Origin of the sequence: Wenjunlia tyrosinilytica (assembly GCF_014646055.1) — a bacterium.
Taxonomy (GTDB): Bacteria; Actinomycetota; Actinomycetes; order Streptomycetales; family Streptomycetaceae; genus Wenjunlia; species Wenjunlia tyrosinilytica.
This window is the reverse complement of record NZ_BMMS01000026.1, coordinates 112,783-131,680: the sequence shown is the minus strand read 5'-3', so window position 1 is coordinate 131,680 and position 18,898 is coordinate 112,783. Positions and strand designations below refer to the sequence as shown.

Here is an 18,898-nt window from a genome sequence, read left to right as displayed (position 1 = left end):
GGCACCGCCACCGAAACCGACACCCTCACCCACGACCTGCGCACCCACGTCGCCCACACCCTCGGCCCCATCGCCAAACCCCAACGCATCCTGCCCGTCGCCGAACTCCCCAAGACCCGCTCCGGCAAAATCATGCGCCGCCTCCTGCGCGACATCGCCGAAAACCGCCAACTCGGCGACATCACCACCCTCACCGACACCACCGTCATGGACCTCATCCAAAGCAAACTGCCGAGTCGGCCGGAGGAGTCGGCCGCCGAGTAGCCATCTCCCGGACGGCAGGAGTGTTCTGCCGGCCGCGACGGCACGGCAGCGGGGCCCGTACCCCCGCTGCCGTGCCGTTCGTCGTATCCGGGCAAGGAAGTCGTATCCGGGCAAGGGAAGTCGTATCCGGGCAACGGAGAGTGATATCCGGGCAACAGCAGTTGTCCGAGCAAAGCCGATCGCATCCGGCGACGCGGTCGCATCCGGCGACGCCGTGCGACGACAAGACCCTTGGGGCGGCGGACGCCGCCGCCCCTCGTCAGCCGGGAAGCGCCTCGGACAGCGCTTCGGCCAGGCCGGGGCGTCCGCTGATGCCCAACTTCCCGTAGACCTTGGTCAGATGGACCTCGACGGTGCGAAGCCCCACGAAGAGGTGCTCGGCTATCTCGCGGTTGGTCATCCCCTGGACGGCCAGCCCCGCGACCCGGCGCTCGGTCGGCGTCAGCGCGTCCGCCCCGTGGAAGGTACGGGTCCGCGGGCGGCCCCCACCGGCGCGCAGTTCCTCCAGCGCCCGGTCGGCCACCACCTCGGCCCCGCACTCATGGGCGATGCTCACCGCCTGCTGCAAGCGGCTACGGGCCTCCGACGAGCGGCCCACCCGGCGTTCCAGGGCGCCGCAGTCGGCCAGCGCCTGGGCGTGGACGTACCGTGCCGCCGTCGGCTCCAGAAGCCTCACCGCCTGCTGGAGAAGGTTCAGGCCCTCGGGGCCTCCCGTGATCACACCGAGGGCGCGAAGCGCCACACCGATGATCTCGGGGACCCCCCACTTCCGGGCCAGCTCGAGTTCCTCCTCGACGAGCGCCAAAGCCCGTTCGGTCTCCCCCAGCGCGGCATGCGCCAAGGCGGCCTCGGAACGCCAGGGCAGGACACCCGGTCCCGGCATGCTGCGCCCACAGGCACGTTCCCCCGACCGCAGGAAGTCGGCGAGCGCTTCGCGCAGGCGTCCCTGAGCGACCCTCAGCCGCCCCCGGACCAGCAGGGTGTAATCATTGATCCAGTGCCCGCTCAGCTCACCGGCCAGCCCGCACTCGACGAGCAGTTGCTCGGCGGCCTCGGGCTTGCCCTGTTTGATCAGTGAGTCCATCAAGGTGGCGGTCGGACCGACGCTGTGGCTGCTGCGCGGACCGACGTTGATCTCCCTCAGCGCCCCGAGGGACGCCTCGGCGTCGGACTGGCACTTGACAACGTTGCCCGAACGGCAATGGATCGCGGCGCGGGTACCGCTGGTATGGGCGAGCATGAACGCCGAACCGCGCTCCTTGGCCGTCTCGACGGCGGCGTCGGCGTAGGTGCGGGCGAGGTCCACCCGACCGGTGGTGCCCAGGGCGAGCAGGGCGCCGGTGTAGACGAAGGACTCGTCGTCCTCCGGTATCACCCCGTCGACCAGGGCACGTTGGGCGAAGGAGGCGACCTCGTCGGACGACTGCCCGGCCATCGCCGCGCGTACGGCGAGCAGGGCCGCGAGCGGCCGCTCGACATGGGTGCCCTCGGCGGCGGACATGTCGAGCTCCATCAGGCGCGGTATGACCGAGGCCGCCTCCGTGGACAGGCTCAGGCTCGCGTAGATGAGGTCGATCTCCAGGCGCAGCGCGTTGGCCGGGTCCGCCGCCCGGATGTCCTCCCGGGTGCGCCGCAGGACCTCGACCCCGTCGGGGTAGCGGTCGAGCGCGAACAGGGCCCCGGCCAGATTGCGCGCCGCCGCGGTCCGCTCACCGGTCTCGCGGGAGAGTTCGAGGCCGCGCTGGAGGTTGCGGACGGCTGTCGGGACGCATCGGGCGAGTTCGGCCTCGCCGAGGCAGGCGAGCACGGAAGCGCGCACGTCCTCCTGGAGGTTTTCGCGCAGGGCCCGTTGGAGGCAGCTGACGGCGCGGTCGGGATCGCCCTTGGTCAGTGCCTCGTCGGCGGCCCGGCGCAGGGCGTCCGGCAGCCATGCCTGACCGAGCGGGCAGAGCAGGAGATGGGGGGTGACGACGTCCCACGGGGCGCCCTGGTCCAGCAGATACCGGGCGGCACGGGCGTGCAGGGCCTGCCGCCTGCTGGGCAGCACGTCATTGGAGACGGCCACCGAGACGACCGGGCAGATGAAGTCGAGGTCCTGTCCGGACCGCTTCATCAGGCCGACGCGCTCCAGCGCGTGCACACCGTCCTCGACGGCGGGCTCGGCGAGCCCGGTCACCCAGGCGATGAGGTCGACCGTGGCGGCGCCCGCGAGGACGGCCGCGGCCTGCGCCGTGGCCACGGCGTCGGCACCCGCGCCGCAGATGACCGCGTGGACCGTGCGCCCGACGTCCTGGGGAACGTACTTGGTGATCTGCGCGGCCGTGTCGGCGTCCGGCTTCAACTGGGCCGTGCGCACGGACCGCAGGAGGGCATGGAGGAGGTAGGGATTGCCGCCCGTCGCGGTGAGGCAGGCATCCACGAAGGGCTCGTCGGCGCTCTGGCCGAGGACATTCTCGACCAGCAGGCCGACGTCGCGGTCGCCCAGGGCCGCGAGGGTCAACTGGCGCCGGAACAGCGGCAGGACGCTGCCGATACCGCGCTCGTCGCCGAAGGAGTGCCCGCGGCCGAGGGTGGCGACGACGGTGACGGGCAGGTCGTCCAGTCGGCGCATCAGGTAGCGCAGCCACAGCAGGGACGAGGCGTCGGCCCACTGAAGGTCGTCGATCGCGACGACCACGCGGCTGCCCCGTGAGGCCAGGGCGGCGGTGAGCCAGTACAGGCTGTTGAGGATGGCCGGATCGGGCGCCGCGTCCGGCGCGGCTGCCGCGGACCCCGCGGCGGGAGCGCTCTCGCTCAGCAGGCTCACGGCCCGCCGCACCTGCTCGGCGCGTGCGGTGTCGCCGTCCTCGTCCTGGGCGGCGTCGTCCATCACCCGCTCGAACAGTCGGCGGACGATGCCGAACTCCAGCCGGCTCTCCAGGGAGTCCGCGACGGCGGACAGCACGATGTCGCCGTTCTTGCGCGACTCGTTGAGGAACGCCCGCAGGACGGAGCTCTTGCCCACTCCGCCGTCCGCCCGGATGAGCATGGAGATCCCGGGGGTGGTGGCCGGACTGCCCACGAGCTCGGCCAGCGCGGCCAGTTCCCGTTCCCGTCCGATCAGCACGCGCACCGCCCAGTCGCAAAGCACCGGTCGGCGCTGCCGATCGCGGCAGGCCGGAACGGCACGGAAGGAAACGTCGACATGATCGCCTCTATGACTGGACGGGCACCAGCGACAGTGCTGATGCGCAGCCGAGACTGCCAGGGCAAGTATGACGTTCCGTAGTGTGCGAGGCAAAATCCTTCTCAGGAAGCGATACGTCACCGCCAAAAAACCACAAGTATCACGCCAATTTCGCACTACGGTAACCGATTGCGAAGTGAGTTGACCACGGTGAGTGATGAAATGCCGTGCTGGCTGCGGCTGTCCGGGCCTGTTCGACGAGGCTTCGGCTCTGCCGTGGGGCGGCGGGAAAGGCGGAAGACGCGGGAAAGGCGGAAGGGCCGCCCCGGCGCGATGCCGGGGCGGCCCTGACGGCCCGGACCCGTCGGGTCCGAGGCGCGTCGCACGTCGTGCGCGGCGGCCGGGTCAGACCTGCTCGGCCCGCTCCAGGGCGGTGCAGCACGTGTCGACGATCAGCCGGGTGACCTGGTAGGGGTCGACATTGGCGTTGGGACGGCGGTCCTCGATGTACCCCTTCTTGTCCACCTCGACCTGCCACGGGATGCGCACCGACGCGCCACGGTCGGAGACGCCGTAGCTGTACTCGTCCCAGGGGGCCGTCTCGTGCAGACCGGTGAGGCGGGCGTCGACCCCGTCGCCGTAGCGGTAGACGTGGTCCAGCGGCTTGGTGCCCTCGCCCAGCGACTCGCACGCGGTGATGATGGCGTCGTAGCCCTCGCGCATCGCCCTGGTGGAGAAGTTGGTGTGCGCCCCCGCGCCGTTCCAGTCGCCCTTGACGGGCTTGGGGTCCAGGGTGACCCGGACGCCGAAGTCCTCGGCGGTGCGGTGGAGGAGCCAGCGCGCCACCCACAGCTGGTCGGCGACCTGCACCGGGGAGAGCGGGCCGACCTGGAACTCCCACTGGCCGGGCATCACCTCGGCGTTGATGCCCGAGATGCCCAGTCCGGCGGTGAGGCAGTGGTCGAGGTGCTTCTCCACGATCTCGCGGCCGAAGATCTCCTCGGCGCCGACACCGCAGTAGTAGCCGCCCTGCGGGGCCGGGAAGCCGCCCTCGGGGAAGCCGAGCGGGCGGTCGCCCTGGAAGAAGGTGTACTCCTGCTCGATGCCGAACAGCGGCTCCTGTCCGGCGAACCGGTCGGCCACGGGGGCCAGCAGGGCCCGGGTGTTGGACTCGTGCGGTGTGCCGTCGGTGTTGAGCACCTCGCAGAGCACGAGGACGTTCTGCCCGCCGCGGATCGGGTCGGGGCAGGAGAAGACCGGCTTGAGCACCCGGTCGGAGGCATGCCCCTGCGCCTGGTTGGTGCTGGAGCCGTCGAAGCCCCAGACCGGCGGGACGGCACCCTGCTCGAGGATCTTGGTCTTGGAACGCAGCCGTGCGGTCGGGACGGTGCCGTCGATCCAGAGGTATTCGGCTCGGTAGCTCATGAGTGCTCTCTCTTGATGAGTTGCGTGGCTTTGAGATGAGTTGCGCGGCTCGGTCAATTGCCGGGCTCGGGTGAATTGCGCGCCGAGGGCGGGGTTGCGCCGTCTCGGCGGGTGATGGGTGGTCTCTCGGCCACGACATGATGGCCGGATCGCGTCGGCCGGTCAGGCGGTCCGCTTGCCGGAGCGGGCGGGGGCAGAGGCCGCGACGGGCGCGGCCGGCCCCTTCAGGACCTCGACGACCGCGGTGTGGCCGCCCTTCTCGGCGTCGGCGAGCGGCGTGCCGCCCCAGCGGTCGGCGGCCGCGACGTCGGCGCCCTGCTCCAGCAGATAGGTGACGACGTCCGGATGTCCCTCGGCGGCGGCCAGATGGAGCGCGGTGCGGCCGTCGTAGTCGCACGACGTGGGGTCGACACCCGAGGCCAGGCAGGCACGTACTCCGTCGAGGTCACCGGTACTGGCCGACCAGAGCAGCCGGATCGTGCCGTCGATCGCTGTCTGGTTCTTCTTCAGCCGGGGGTCGCGCTTGCCCTCGCGATCGCTCCCCACGAGCGAGTCGTACATGTGGAAGTTGTACTTCTGGACCAGTTGGCGGCAGAACTCGATACCGCGCACGGAGTTGCCCAGCGGGTCCAGCCGGGGCGACCAGATGGCGATCCCCATCACCTGCGGGATGACCAGCATGAGGGCGCCGGAGACCCCGCTCTTCGCCGGGAGGCCGATGGTGAAGGCGAACTCGCCGGAGTAGTCGTACATACCGCAGGACGACATCAGCGACAGGCACTTCTGGACCGATCCGGTCGAGAAGACCCGGTCGTTGGACAGCGGCACGATCCCGCCGTTGGCCAGCGTGGAGGCCACCGAGGCCAGCCCGTCGGAGTCGAGTTCGACCGAGCAGCACTGGAAGTAGAACTCGAGCGTCTCGATCAGATTGGTATTGCCGGGGAAGGCCCCGTGCTCGCGCATGAAGTAGCCCAGCGCGAAGTTGCGGTCGGCGGTCTGCCTCTCCGAGAGGTAGACGGCGTTGTTGAATCCGACATGTCCGCCGCCCGAGAGCCTGCGCCAGGTGTCGGCGACGTGGTCGAAGCGGTCGGCGATGTCGAGGGACGCTCTGATGAGCGAGCAGCTCATGATGGCGCCGGAGTTGATCATCGGGTTGTGCGGAAGCCCGTCCCCGTTGACCGACAGCTCATTGAACCCGCGCCCGCTCGGCTCGCGGCCCACGTGCTCGTGGACCACGTCGGAGCCGTGCTCCTCCAGCGTCAGGCAGTAGTTGATCGGCTTGCAGACCGACTGCACACAGAAGCGGACGCCCGCGTCGCCGATGCTGAACCGCTGACCGTCCACCGTGCACACCGAGATGGCGAACTGGTCCGGGGGCACCCGCTTCAACTGCGGGATGTAGTCGGCCACCGCGCCCCGCCGCTCCGGCAGCAGGCTCTCGTAGACCTCGGTGATGTCGGCCATGAAGGAGGCGAAGTCGGGAATGACGAGTTCGCCGGTGATGGCGCGGGCCACCAGGCCGCTGTTCCACTGGCACAGCTTCGCGAACCGGGCGAGGTCCAGCCGCCCGCCGTCGCCGTCCGAGTCCTTCGAGTCCTTCGAGTCCGCCAACGCGGCCCAGGCATCGCCCAGTCGCGGATCGTCGGCGGCTATGCCCGCCTGCTGGAGCCGCGAGACGATCTCGACACGGGACACCCGGCCCTGAGCGTCCTTCTTGAAGGAGTCGAACAGTTTCCGGTACGCGCCGAAGTCGTCGGCCGCGGTCGTCCCGCTCGGGGCGTCGCTGTCGGCGGCGTCGGAGCCGGAGCCGGAGCCCAAGACAGGGACAGGGACAGGGACAGGGACAGGGGTAGGATCAGGGACAGGACCGGATCTGCCCGCCTTGCCCTCGCTTCCCGTTTTCGCCACGGCCGTACCTGCTTTCGTTCCCACGTCGCTCGCTCCCCCTGAGACAGCCCGGACCGCCCGGCCCCCACGGCGGACGATGCCGAAACGGCTGGGCGGGTCCCTCGGACCCCCGGGCCCGGGCCGCGCTGTCCCGGCGGGCGACGGGAACCACCGTCCGGCCGACCGGTTACGCGCTGTTGACGCATCCAGTTGACCAACGGGCGAGGCCGCCGGACAAGGCCGCGCCACCCAGCGGATCAAACCCCTGGGTACCGCGGCCCCGGCCTGACGGTCCGCCCTGCGACACCCCCGGTCCACCCGAAACACCCGCTACCGGCAGGCGGCGACGGCCCCGCACCGCCTGCCTTTCGGAGGCTTTTCAGAGGCCTTTCGGGGGGCCTGGGCAAGCCCCCCGGTGGTTGTTGGCCGAAGGCGAGGGGCGGCATAGTGACGGCTCCTTGAAGGCGGATATGGTCGAACATGTGGACGCATCGGATGGGGAGTCAGTGCGCTTCGCGATCTTGGGGCCCGTAAGGGCATGGCGGGGAGAGAACGAGTTGGGCCTCGGCTCACCGCAGCAGCGAGCGGTGCTCGCCGCGCTGCTGATGAGGCGAGGGCGGCCGGCCACGGTCGGCGAGCTGGTCGACGCGGTCTGGGGAGAGGAACCACCGCCAGGAGCGGTGTCGGTTCTGCGTACCTATGTCTCGCGGTTGCGCAAGGTGCTGGAGCCGGGGCGGGGCGCGGGCGAGGCACCCGCGGTGGTGGTCTCGGTCGCCGACGGCTACACGGTCCAAGCCCCCGACGACGCCCTGGATCTCGGTGTGTTCGAGCGGCGGACCGCCGAGGCCAGGAAGCTGCGGGCCGCGGGCGACCTCGCCGGCGCCGGGGAGCTGCTGCACGCCGCGCTCGGCGCGTGGGCGGGGGTTCCGCTGGCGGGAATCCCCGGGCCGCTGGCCGAGGCGGAGCGGGCCGGGCTCGGTGAAAGGCGGCTCAGCGTCTTAGAGACACGGCTCGAGGTGGACCTCGAACTGGGCCACCACGACGAGGTGGTGGGCGAGCTGACCTCGCTGGTCGGTGAGCACCCGCTGCGCGAGCGGCTGTGCCGGCTCCTCATGCTGGCGCTGTACCGCTGCGGGCGGCAGGCCGAGGCCCTGGCGGTGTACCGGGAGACCCGCCGCAGGCTGGTGGCCGAGCTGGGCATCGAACCGGGCGCCGCGCTGCGGGAGTTGCACGCCCGGCTGCTGGCCGCCGACCCCGCGCTCGACTTCCCGGACAAGCAGGCCCCGGCACCCGCAGCGGCGCCCGTGCCCGTCGCGGCCCTGCGTCCGGCGCAACTGCCCGCGGATCTGCCCGCGTTCACCGGCCGATCCGCCGAACTCGCCCGCACCGCCGCTCTCCTGCCCGTCAGCGGGGAGCATCCGTCCACCGTGGTGATCAGCGCGATCGGCGGCATGGCCGGGGTGGGCAAGACCACCCTGGCGGTGCACTGGGCCCACCAGGTGGCGCACCGCTTCCCCGACGGGCAGCTGTACATCAACCTGCGCGGTTTCGACCCCACCGGCTCGGTGATGGACCCCGCCGAGGCCGTCCGTGCCTTCCTCGACGCGCTCGGTGTGGCGCCGCAGCAGGTGCCGGGCAGTCTGGACGCCCAGACCGCCCTGTACCGGAGCCTGCTGGCCGAACGGCATGTCCTGGTGGTCCTGGACAACGCCCGCGACACCGAACAGGTCCGTCCCCTGCTGCCCGGCTCCCCCGGCTGCCTGGTCATCATCACCAGCCGCAACCAGCTCACCGGCCTGATCGCCACCGACGGCGCCTACCCGCTGACGCTGAGCCCGCTGCCCATGGCCGAGGCACGCGACTTCCTGGCCCGCCGCATCGGAGCACAGCGGCTGGCGGCCGAGCCGCGGGCCGCGGACGACATCATCGCGGGCTGCGCCAGGCTTCCGCTGGCCCTGGCGATCGTCGCGGCCCGGGCCGCCACCTACCCGACGTTCCCCCTGGCCGCCATCGCCGAGGAACTGCACGAGAGCCACGGCAGCCTCGACGCCTTCGCCGGTACCGACACGGCGACCGACGCCCGAGCGGTCTTCTCCTGGTCGTACCACGCCCTGTCCCCCGATGCCGCCCGGCTGTTCCGCCTGCTCGCGCTCCACCCGGGTCCCGACATATCCGCGCACGCGGCCGCGAGCGTCGCGGGGCTGCCGCTGCGTCAGGCACGTCCACTTCTGGCCGAGTTGACGGGAGCGCACCTGCTGACCGAGCACGCCCCGGGCCGCTTCACCTTCCACGACCTGCTGCGGGCGTACGCCGCCGAGCTCACCGAAACACTCGATTCCGAGGCCGAGCGGCACGCGTTGTCCACCCGCCTTCTCGACCACTATCTGCGCACGGCGCACACCGCCTGCATGCTCGTCTCCCCGCACCGCGGGGACATCTCCATGCCGTCAACCCGACCGGAAGCCGCGCCGGAAGCCCTGCGCGACCACAAACGGGCGATGAACTGGCTGGGGACGGAGCGCGCCGTCCTCCTCTCGGCCGTCGAGCAGTCGGCCCACGGCGGCTTCGACGACCACACCTGGCGGCTGGCCTGGGCGATCGAGATGTTCCTCGACCGGCGGGGGCACTGGCACGACCAGGTCGCCATGCACCGAACGGCGTTGGCGTCCGCGCAGCGGGGACGCGACCTGGAGGGTCAGGCCCACGCCCACCGCGCCCTGGGATTCGCCTGCGGGCGGCTGAACCGCCAGGACGAAGCCGACATCCATCTGCCGCGGGCCCTGGAGCTGTTCGGGCGACTCGGCGACGCCTCGTGGCAGGCCCGCACCCATCGGAGCATGGCCTTCCTTTCCAACGGGCTCGGCGACCACCTCAAGGCGCTGGACCACTACCAGGAGGCGATCGAGCTCTACCGGTCCACCGACTACGTCAGCGGGCAGGCCAGCGTCTACAACGAGGTCGGCTGGACGTACATCCTGCTGGGCGAGCACGAGGAGGCGCTCGTGCAGTGCGGGAAGGCCATTGAGTTGCACCGACAGGTCGGCGACGTCAACGGCGAGGCCGCCGCGATCGACAGCCTCGGCTACGCCCACCACCACCTCGGCCAGTACGAACAGGCCATCGCCCGCTACCGGGAGGCGAACGCGTTCTACCGGGAGCTCGGCGACAGCTATCTGGAGGCGGACACGCTCGTGCACATCGGCGACACCCAGGCGGCCGTCGGCGACACGGAGGCCGCCTGCGATTCCTGGCGCAAGTCTCTGGCCATCCTCGAGGAATTCGAGCATCCTGACGCAGAGCAGGTCCGGGAAAGGCTGCGGGGCTTCGATCCCGACCCCGGGCAGCCCCCATCCCGCTGACGCTCGTCCATCGCGCCGCCGGGCGCGGACGCGCCGCGTCAACGCCTGGCGCGGCGGCGTCAATCACTTGTCAATCCGGCGTGGAACCCTCCTCGACACACTCCTGTCAAGTCGGAACATCCCGTTCCGAACGCTTTCGGTGTTCCGGTCCCCGCCTTCCGTCCGCAGGGCCGGACGACACCCGGACGAGACAAGGAGAACATCATGGGCTGGAGGGTCATCGGATCCACCGGTGCTGACAATTCCCGGGAACGGGCACTGCGGACGCTCTACGACCAGCACGCCGATGTCCTGCACGCCTATGTCCTGCGGCTCATCGGAGGGGACCGGCACAAGGCCGAGGACATCGTGCAGGAGACGCTGCTGCGCTGCTGGCGCAAGAGCGACCTGGACGACGAGCGCTCATTGCGCCCCTGGCTGTTCAAGGTGGCCCGCAACCTGGTGATCGACACACACCGCCTGCGGGCGGCGCGTCCCCAGGAGGTCGACGGCAGCGCCTGGCACGAGCACATACCCGCCGAGGTGGACGACATCGACCAGATGCTCTCCTCCATCGTCGTCGCCCACGCGCTGGAGGCGCTCTCGCCCGCGCACCAGGAGGTCCTGCGCGAGACATACTTCGCGGGAAGGTCGGCGCAGGCGGCGGCCGCCGTGCTCGGCATCCCCGTCGGCACGGTCAAGTCTCGGATCCACTACGCGTTACGAGCACTGAGGCTCGCGATGGAAGAGCGCGGAGTCGACACCGCCGGCTCGTGCGAGCAGCGAAGGCGGTCGCAGGGCGCGCAGAGGGCGGGGCGGGCCGCCGGGTGACCCCCGGCGCGGCCTCGGCCACGCCGGAGCCGGGACTCGACGGCTCCGCGCACGCGGCGTGCAGGGGCGCGGCCATGAGCCGCGCCCCTGCTTGCTGCGCCCCTTTTATGCTGTGCCCCTTTGTGCTGTGCCCCCGCTGTGTGTGCCCCTGCTCGCTGTGCCTGGCGAAGGCCAGGTCCCTTCCACGCGCGGGTCCTGCTTGGGGGCGGTGACGGCCCGGCGTGCATCCGGCGAACGGGCCGCAGCGGTCGCGAAGCGCCGACATCATCGGTCGTACTCCTCGCCGTCGAGGCAGAGGATGAACGGTGCGGACAGGCCCTTCCCCTCGGCGGGCGGCCCGCTCGGGGCCCCGGTCGCGGTGTATGTGTCGGTGTCCATGGCGGTGTCCAATTCGGTGTCGGATTCCGTGTCCGATTCGGTGTCCATGGCGGTCTCGGTCATGCTCCGGTCCATTCCTGTGCCGCGCGTGCCGTGATGGCCCGCACCTCGTCGGCCGCCGCCCCCTGGATCCGCGAGGCGTTCGGCTCCTTGTACCAGGGGCGCAGCCGGATCAGCGCGGGTCGGACGCCGGTGGCCAGCAGAAGGGCGGTGCCCTTGGGAAGCGCGCGGATGCGGTCGGGGGGCAGCACCCGCTCCAGGCGGTAGGAAGTCGAACGGGACGAGCCGTCCTTGCTCCTGGAGTAGCTGAGGGTGCTCACGTCGTGCTCACCGACCAGCCGGGAGACCTTCTCCACGAAGTCGGCGTCGTCCAGGCCCGCGCCCAGGAGTTTGATCGTCGCCGCGCTCCACAGCGCGTCCATACCGGCCTCGCCCCACACCCGGCTGCCCTGGCGGTAGCTCTGCAGCAGGGTGACGACATTGATGCCGCGCGAGCCGAAGTGGCTGTAGAGGTCGGGCAGATCGGAGATCCGGCAGACGTTGGCGGCTTCGTCCAGCACCGCGGTCATCGGCGGGTCGAGCCGACCGCCCATGCGCTCCGCGGCCACCACCCCCGCCCGCATGGTGGCGTCGGCGATCCCGGCGATCACTCCGGCGGCCGAGCCACCGCCGTCCTTGGACAGCAGATACAGCGTGTCGGCGGCGAGCACATGCTCGTCGGGCCGGAATTGCGCCAGGTCCGGGTCCGCCATGACCCAGGCGGCGATCTTCGGGTCGAGCAGGCAGGCGACACACTGCCGCGTGGTCTCGTAGATGCCGTCCCGGGTCTCGACGGCGCCGCGGATGGTGCCCTGCAACTGGTCGGCCAGGGCGCCCATGTCGGCGTCGCGCAGCAGGTCGACCGGGGTGCGGTCGGCAGGATCGGCCAGCCAGGCCAGGACATCGGTCACCGAGGCCTTGCCCCGGTTGGCGGCGTGGAACATCGCCGTGAGGGTGTTCTGGGCCGCGGAGATCCAGAAGTCCCGTTTGGAGGCGTCGTCGTTGATCGCCCCGACGAAGTGGCCGGCCAGCCGTCGCGCCCCCTCGATGGTGGAGGCCTCCGCGAGCATGTCCCACCACATCTCCTGTGGGGTGTGGGCGATGCCCTGCGGGTCGAATGTCCACACCCGCCCCGCCTTGGCGCGCTCGGCCCGGGTGACGCTGTAGACATCGGACTTGTTGGAGGTCAGCAGCACGGCGCCGCGGGCCCGCAGCACCCTGGGGACGGCGATGCCGGTCGACTTGCCCGCGCGCGGTGCCATCAGGTCCAGCTCCACATCCTCGTAGGAGGAGCGCAGTTCCGGGCCGTTCGGCTCGAGGTCGCCGAGCAGGTTGCCGGTGTCGTCGGGGTGCAGCGGCTCGACGCCCTTGAGGGACGGGCGCAGTTGACGGGCCCGGTTGGCCGCCTCCTTGGGGGTGAGCGAGGCCAGTTCCTTCCGCCCGGCGAGCCCCTTGGAGGATCGCCCGGAGATCAAGGTGCCGTCGAACATGAACAGCACCAGGGCGATCAGGACGAACAGCACGCAGAGCAGACCCGTGATTCCCCCGATCACTGCGCCCTCGGGGGCATTCGGCCACAGGGCACCCGGTCCCTTGTTGATCAGGGTCACTACGGAGGACAGGGAGAACGGCGGGGGGTTCCATCCGGCGCCGGCCATCGCCGCGCCGAGGCTTCCGCCGAGCCAGATGGTGGAGAAGCCGAGCAGCGACAGCGCCGCCACGACCACGATGCTCCAGGGGAGGAGATCCTCCGCGCTGGTTGGGGATCTGCGGCCTGCGGCAGTCATGACGCCTCCATGGCGGGCGGGCTGAGGGGACCGCCGCCGGCGGGGGCCGACCCGGCCTCGCTCCAGCGGGTGTTGGTGTTGTGGAGCCCGCGTTCGGTGTCCGTGATGGCGACCCTGATGGGGATGCCCGGACGGCCGCCGACCTTGACCAGGAACCGGCCCCGGCCCGGCGGCTCGTCGCGCTCCCTGCCTCCCCAGCCGGCCGGGGACGACCAGGAGCTGACCAGTTCGATCTCCCGGCGGGACAGGCCCACCACCTTGCCGAGCTCCTCCATCTCGGCGCGGGGCAGCCCGGCGCAGACGACCATGCCCGCGCGCTCGACGAAGCCGCGGGCCTTGGCCCGGTCGGCGTCGGTACCCAGCGCCTCGGCGTCCTTCAGGGTGTGGGTGATCTTGGCGTCGCCCATTCCGAGGGAGCGGTTGAGCCGGGTCAGGGCGTCGATGCGGTCGACGATGCCGGAGGCCGCGCGCAGCGGCCGCCACAGTTCGTCGAGCACGGTGAAGAACCAGCGCTGGGGCGCCAGCCGGGCATCGGACAGGGCATGGGCGGCGGCCACCGTGCCCAGTCCGTCGGACCAGGCGGCGAGCATCGCCGCCGCCGTCAGCTGGGTGTCGGACTCGCCGATCCTGGAGATGTCCACGCACACCGCGGGTGCGGCCGGATCGATCCGGACGGAGGTCGCGGAGGAGAATGTGTCGCCCAGCGGCCCGTCGAGGATGCCGAGCAGCGACCGGTGCAGCGGGTCGACGGCCATACGGTAGCGGGTGTCCTCCCCGCGGTCGAGGGTCACCGCCCGTACCCGGTCCGGGCCCTCGGCGAGCACCTTCAGCAGATCCGGCAGCAGCGGAGGCCGACCGGGCTCGCTGCGCTCGCGCAGATGGTGCAGGGCGGCGGAGAGCACGGACTGCTCGTGATCGTCCATGGGCCGGGTACGCACGATGGTGACCAGCGCGGCGACCATGTTGAGCACCCGCCCATGGGCCTCGGCCGCCAGCACCCGGCCGGCCTCACCGCCGATACGGGCCGCGGCCGAGCCCATGGCGCCGGGGTCGAGGACATTGATGCCGCCCATGCCGCGGCCGATGGAGATCACCTGGCCGCCCAGGGCGCGGACGGTGTCGGCGTAGTCCGGCTTGAGGTCACCGAGCACCAGCGGGACAACTCCTGTGGCCGCAAGCCCGATCAGCATCCGGTTGACCAGCGTCGACTTGCCCAGGCCGGGCATGCCGAGCATGAACAGCGACGGGTTGGAGATGTAGCGGGCCCTGGTGAACCAGGAGATGGGGTCACCGCAGACCGTGGCACCGGTGAACAGGTGCTGGCCCAGCGGAACGCCCGTCATGGGAGCGCCGGAGCCCGCGACGAACGGCCACAGCCCGCAGGCCTGCACGGTGGTGGCGCGCCACATGGTGGGCGGATCGAGGTGGCCGATCTGCCCACCGCCTGGGCCGGGCCAGCCGCGAACGGGCGCCTGGGGACCGGACTTGGAATCCGACTTCTTGGACTTCGACCTCCTGGACTTGGATTTGCCCTCGGAGGCCTCCTTGTCCGAGGCGGCCTTGCCCGGATCCTGTCGGCCCGAGCTCACGGGTGGCGGGGACCACTCCCTCCGGCCGGTGTCGACCGCGGCCCGGTCCAGGCGGTCCCTGGCGGCGCGGTCCCGGTCGGCGCGGTCCCTGTCGCCGCGGTCCAGTTCCGCCTTGAGCTGGTCCGTCCGGATCCTCATCGTGGTGTCCCAGTCGGTGCGGTCCCTGTCCGTTCGTTCCCTCTCCGTTCGGACCCTCTCCGTTCGGACCCTCTCGGTTCGCACTCTCTCGGCGCGGTCCCGCTCGTAGCGGTCCCGGTCGTGCCGTTCCCGGTCCTCGCGAATCCTGCGGGAGTAGTCGTCGTTGCTCACAGCGCCTCCCGCAGCTCGCGCGGGATCAGCGTGTACTCCCACGGCAGGATCCCGGTCGGCAGGGACAGGCTGAACGCCGCCGCCTGCATCCGGTCCGCGGGACGCATGGACAGCCGTGAGGAGGCCTGAAGGTTGCGGACGGCCGCGTTGGTGTCGGCGAGTTCGTCCTCGCGGTCCACCGTGACGGTCAGCACCAGTGAGAACTCCACGAGACCGGCGCCGGCCGCCTCCTCCGCCGCGGTCTGCTCCGCCGCGCGCATCTCGGAGACGGCCCGCGCCTGGACCAGCCCTCGGCCCGAGGAGGCCATGAAGTGGGCGGCGCGGCGGTCCGATTCGACGATGCGTGCGGAGGTGGCGGGGTCGAGGGGCCGGTAGAGCAGGGCGACCCGCTTGCGCAGGGTGCCCTGGGCGGGCTCCAGCAGGGAGTGCAGGACATTGGAGCGGACGGTGCCGCGGGGGGCATGGGTCAGCAGCCAGGTGCGGGAGACCCCGGAGTCGTGCTGGTAGGAGCGGACCGTCTCCACGCAGGCCGCGGGTCCGGCGTCCTCCCACTCCAGCCCGGTGCCACCGTGCTCCGCGCGGACGGTGAGCACGTCGGAGGCCACCGCCGGGTCGTAGGCGACACGAACGATCTCGGCGATGTGCTCGGCCGCCAGGGGCTGGGCCGCGCCGCCTCCCGCGGACTCCAGGCCGGAGAGCAGGCCGGGGATGCGGATCGCCAGATCGGTGATGACCGCCTCGGGATCCCGTTTGGCACCCACGATGCTGTAGGTCAGCGCGATATAGGTCTTCATCTCGGAGGACGCGGCCGGGTAGCTCTCGACGACCTCCTCCATCACCGCGCGGGCGGCGGCGGGGGCGTCGGGGACGATCCTCGGCAGCACCTCGTTCGCCAGTCGCGTGCCCGCGTCGGGAGCGGTCTCCACCACGACGGTGGCGCCACGCAGACCGGGCTCCTGCGACAGCCGGGCCAGCCACGCCCCCCAGGCGGCGACCCACACGTCCACCTGATCGGGGTCGACCAGTGAACCGCCGTCGGGCTCGCAGCCCAGCACGATGGTGTAGAGGTTGCTGCCCTGGTGGTGCAGCACCCCGAACGGCCGGTCGTAGGCGTCCTTTCCCTCGTGCATGGTCACGCGGGTCAGCAGCCCCGGCGGCCGGAACCGCCCCTCGCGACGTCGGGAGAGGGGGCCGGAGACATAGGTGTGCGAGCCCTTGGCCTTGCGCCGGAACCACCCGATGCGCACGGCGACGAGCTGGTACACATTGCGCCCGTCCTGGCTGCGCAGGGCGAGTGGAACGAGGAACAGCGCCAGGGGGATGAGCGCGATGAGCGCGGTGAGCAGGGAGATGAGCGACAGCATGAGCACCACAACGAGCCCGCCGAAGGCCACAAGGGTGCCGGTGAGCCCCAGGGCCCCCAGCCCGGCCCGCCTGGGCCTGCGCCAATTCCCGTACGTGGGGCGCGCCACGACGTCGATGGACACGGCGATGTTCCCTTCTCTGGGTGAGTGTTGGTTGTTGATCAGTCGGTTGTGATCGTCGGCCTGCTACGGGCGACGGGTGAGTCCTCTGCCCGACGGCCCCCGATCAGCGGTTGGCGACTGCCGACCGGGCGTCCGCGATCGCTGTCGGCGGCCTGCGGCGGGAGTCGTCCGCTGCCGGGGAGTCCGTCAACGCCGTCGGGTGCCGACGACCGTTGGACGGTGGTCCGTGGTGGCCCCCGACCGGCGGTTCATGACCGCCGGTCGGGGCTCATCGGTCACCTACCGGTGAGCGGCAGCCATCCGCGGGTCGCCCCATCGCATCCGGATCGGGAGTCCGTCCGTGGCCGGCGGTCGCCGACGCCTCGCGCCCCGCGATCCGCGGTGGGCGACCGTCGCCGAGCGGCCGGCTACTCGTTGTGGCCTCTGCTGCCGTCGTTGTCCGACACCGTCGAGGTGGCCGCGTTGGCCATGTGGGCGAAGGTCTTGACCGCCATCGCGGCGACCGCCGCCGGGCCCGCCGCCGCTGCGGCGGCCGTGGTGCCTCCGCTCTTCGCGGCACCGGAGGCCGCGCCTCCACCCGATCCCTTGCCTCCGCCGCCGCCGAGGCCCGCCGCGCCGTTGGACGGGGATCCGGAAGGCATCGCGGAAACACTTCCGGTGGGCTGTGAGCCGGAGCCACCGCTGTTGCCGCCCTGGCCTCCCGTCCCGGAGAGGGACGATGCCGCCGAACTGGCCCCGTTCAGCATGATCTGGCCGCCCGACGCCTCGCCGAGCGCCGCCGTGGCCGGGACCACCAGCCTCAGCAGGGCGGGGAGGGCGAAGACCGCCAGGAACAGCACACCGATTCCGGCGATGTTCTGGCCCAGCTTTCCACCGGACGCCGTCATCACCGAACCGGAGTAGATGATCAGGGCGGCGGCCGGTTTGTACAGCAGCCACGCGGTCATCCAGCCGATGTGGCGCTTCCACCAGCCGCCGCCCCAGCCGGTCATCGACGCCGCGGCCGCCATCGGCAGGGTGCCGATGAGGATCACCAGCACACCCAGGCGGATGTACATCACGATGACCTGGATGATCGCCGACAGCAGCAGAAGGAGCGCCAGGACGAGCAGCAGGAAGCCCTTACCGGCCCCCCCGCCGCTGGAGATGCTTTTCAGCTGCGCCGTGGCACCCGCGTGGAACAGATGGTCGGCGAAGTTGTCGGAGAGCCTGCTCGCCGCTCCCACCACCGTGGTGGTGCCACCGGCCACCAGCACCACCCGCAGGATGCCCATCAGTGCCTGCCGGGCGGGCTGCCCGCGCCGGTCCAGGGCCACCCGGATCGCGGCCACGAGCAGTGAGGCCACCGCGGTGTACACCACCACCCATTCGGTCTGACCGCTGATGGCCCGGGTCGCCTCGCCGGTGGCGTCCGTGGGAACGAGCTTGGTCAGCTCGCCCATCACATCGATCGCCGCCGCGAGGATGGCCTTGGCGATGCCGGTGATGATGAACCCGACGGGGTCCGACAGGAAGTCGAAGATGCCGCCGATGCCGTCGAACAGGGAACTGCCGCCGCCGTCTCCGAGGACGTCACCCGTGTCAGCCATGTCAGACCCCCCATGTCACAAAGCCGTTGGTGCCCGAGGCGGGGGCGAAGGGCGAGTGCAGCGAACCGTCGGCCGCGGGCGCGACCTTCCAGTCGCCGCCGCTCCAGCGCAGCGACACCGAGGTCGCCCCGTACCCGCCCTGCGGGCCCCTGACCAGCAGTTGAACGGTCGCGCGGTCCGGTGACCAGGACAGCACCGAGAACCCCGCATAGGTCGCCGGGCCCTGCTGCGGCGGCGCGGTGCTCGCAGTCACATCGGAGCGGTGCGCGACGAAGGCGTCACGGGACGGGCCCGCGAGTACCTGATGCTCCGTCACTTCCTTCCAGTCGTCGCCGCTCATGTGGGCGGGGATGACATGCGCGGCCAGCACCGCCCCCATGGGGGTGCGGGCGAAGCACGACCACAGGGGACCCTCGACGGTGAGGGGGCCCGCGGCCTTCGACGTGGGCACGCTCGAGGTGCCGATCTTCTTCCACCGCAGGTCCTTCGGAGGGCCCTGCGGCACGGCCTTGTCGCTGTCGTCGGTGCTGCACCCGGCCGGTCTGGGCTCGTCGCGCCCCGCGTCGGTTCCGGCCGGAGCGGCCGAGGGAGTTCGGGCGGCGCCGTTGGCGCGCTTCGCACCCCGGTCCCCGGCGGCCGCGTCCTTGCTCCCCGCCTCGGCCTTCCCGCCCCCGCCGACGACGAGCGACACGGCGGCGAAGGCGGCGACCACGGCGAGGAACACGGCCGAGACCATCCAGCCACGCTGTCGCCAGAACGGCTTGTGCCACTCGCCGGTCTCTTTGCTGCGCCTGGACACTGCTGCTACC

General features: G+C 71.3%; 12 protein-coding genes. 3 read left to right on the top strand and 9 right to left on the bottom strand.

What is annotated here, in order from left to right; genetic code table 11:
- Positions 1–264 (top strand): AMP-binding enzyme (locus IEY86_RS26575; RefSeq protein ID WP_444545853.1); only part of this gene is annotated, 264 nt, incomplete at its 5' end.
- A 259-nt stretch (positions 265–523) separates the two neighbouring features.
- Here the strand turns inward: IEY86_RS26575 and IEY86_RS26570 are convergent.
- The 3 genes from IEY86_RS26570 to glsA form a co-directional block, all read right to left on the bottom strand.
- On the bottom strand, positions 524–3,376 hold the full coding sequence (locus IEY86_RS26570; protein WP_189134390.1) for a helix-turn-helix transcriptional regulator: 2,853 nt from the start codon (positions 3,374–3,376) through the stop codon (positions 524–526).
- Between the two features lie 459 nt (positions 3,377–3,835).
- Entirely contained in the window at positions 3,836–4,855 is a 1,020-nt protein-coding gene (gene glnII, locus IEY86_RS26565) for a glutamine synthetase (RefSeq protein WP_189134389.1), read from the bottom strand.
- 162 nt (positions 4,856–5,017) lie between these two features.
- Entirely contained in the window at positions 5,018–6,673 is a 1,656-nt protein-coding gene (glsA, locus tag IEY86_RS26560; RefSeq protein WP_189134388.1) for a glutaminase A, read from the bottom strand.
- A 575-nt stretch (positions 6,674–7,248) separates the two neighbouring features.
- On the opposite strand from glsA, the gene IEY86_RS26555 reads away from it, so the two are divergent.
- Together IEY86_RS26555 and IEY86_RS26550 are read left to right on the top strand one after the other, a co-directional pair.
- Positions 7,249–10,101, top strand: coding sequence for an AfsR/SARP family transcriptional regulator (locus IEY86_RS26555; RefSeq protein ID WP_308425179.1), 2,853 nt, complete (start codon positions 7,249–7,251; stop codon positions 10,099–10,101).
- Positions 10,102–10,305: 204 nt separating this feature from the next.
- Positions 10,306–10,911 carry a sigma-70 family RNA polymerase sigma factor gene (locus IEY86_RS26550; RefSeq protein ID WP_189134386.1) on the top strand — a complete coding sequence of 202 codons (606 nt, stop codon included), beginning with the start codon at positions 10,306–10,308 and terminating at the stop codon, positions 10,909–10,911.
- A 264-nt stretch (positions 10,912–11,175) separates the two neighbouring features.
- On the opposite strand, the gene IEY86_RS26545 is transcribed toward IEY86_RS26550, so the two are convergent.
- The 6 genes from IEY86_RS26545 to IEY86_RS26520 all read right to left on the bottom strand — a co-directional run bounded on the left by IEY86_RS26545 (position 11,176) and on the right by IEY86_RS26520 (position 18,888).
- Entirely contained in the window at positions 11,176–11,352 is a 177-nt protein-coding gene (locus IEY86_RS26545; protein ID WP_189134385.1) for a hypothetical protein, read from the bottom strand.
- Positions 11,349–13,115 (bottom strand): type IV secretory system conjugative DNA transfer family protein, encoded by a 1,767-nt coding sequence (locus tag IEY86_RS26540; protein ID WP_189134384.1) that lies wholly within the window; start codon positions 13,113–13,115, stop codon positions 11,349–11,351. The genes IEY86_RS26545 and IEY86_RS26540 overlap by 4 nt, the downstream gene beginning before the upstream one ends.
- Positions 13,112–14,842: a putative type IV secretion/conjugal transfer ATPase gene (locus IEY86_RS26535; RefSeq protein ID WP_373287097.1), complete on the bottom strand. Its 1,731-nt coding sequence runs from the start codon at positions 14,840–14,842 to the stop codon at positions 13,112–13,114. Before IEY86_RS26535 ends, IEY86_RS26540 begins: the two co-directional genes overlap by 4 nt.
- 167 nt (positions 14,843–15,009) lie before the next feature.
- On the bottom strand, positions 15,010–16,500 hold the full coding sequence (locus tag IEY86_RS26530) for an SCO6880 family protein (RefSeq protein WP_189134383.1): 1,491 nt from the start codon (positions 16,498–16,500) through the stop codon (positions 15,010–15,012).
- Positions 16,501–16,907: 407 nt separating this feature from the next.
- Positions 16,908–18,089: a TrbL/VirB6 family protein gene (locus tag IEY86_RS26525; protein ID WP_189134382.1), complete on the bottom strand. Its 1,182-nt coding sequence runs from the start codon at positions 18,087–18,089 to the stop codon at positions 16,908–16,910.
- A gap of 1 nt (position 18,090) precedes the next feature.
- Positions 18,091–18,888 carry a DUF8175 domain-containg protein gene (locus IEY86_RS26520; RefSeq protein WP_189134381.1) on the bottom strand — a complete coding sequence of 266 codons (798 nt, stop codon included), beginning with the start codon at positions 18,886–18,888 and terminating at the stop codon, positions 18,091–18,093.
- Positions 18,889–18,898: the final 10 nt, after the last annotated feature.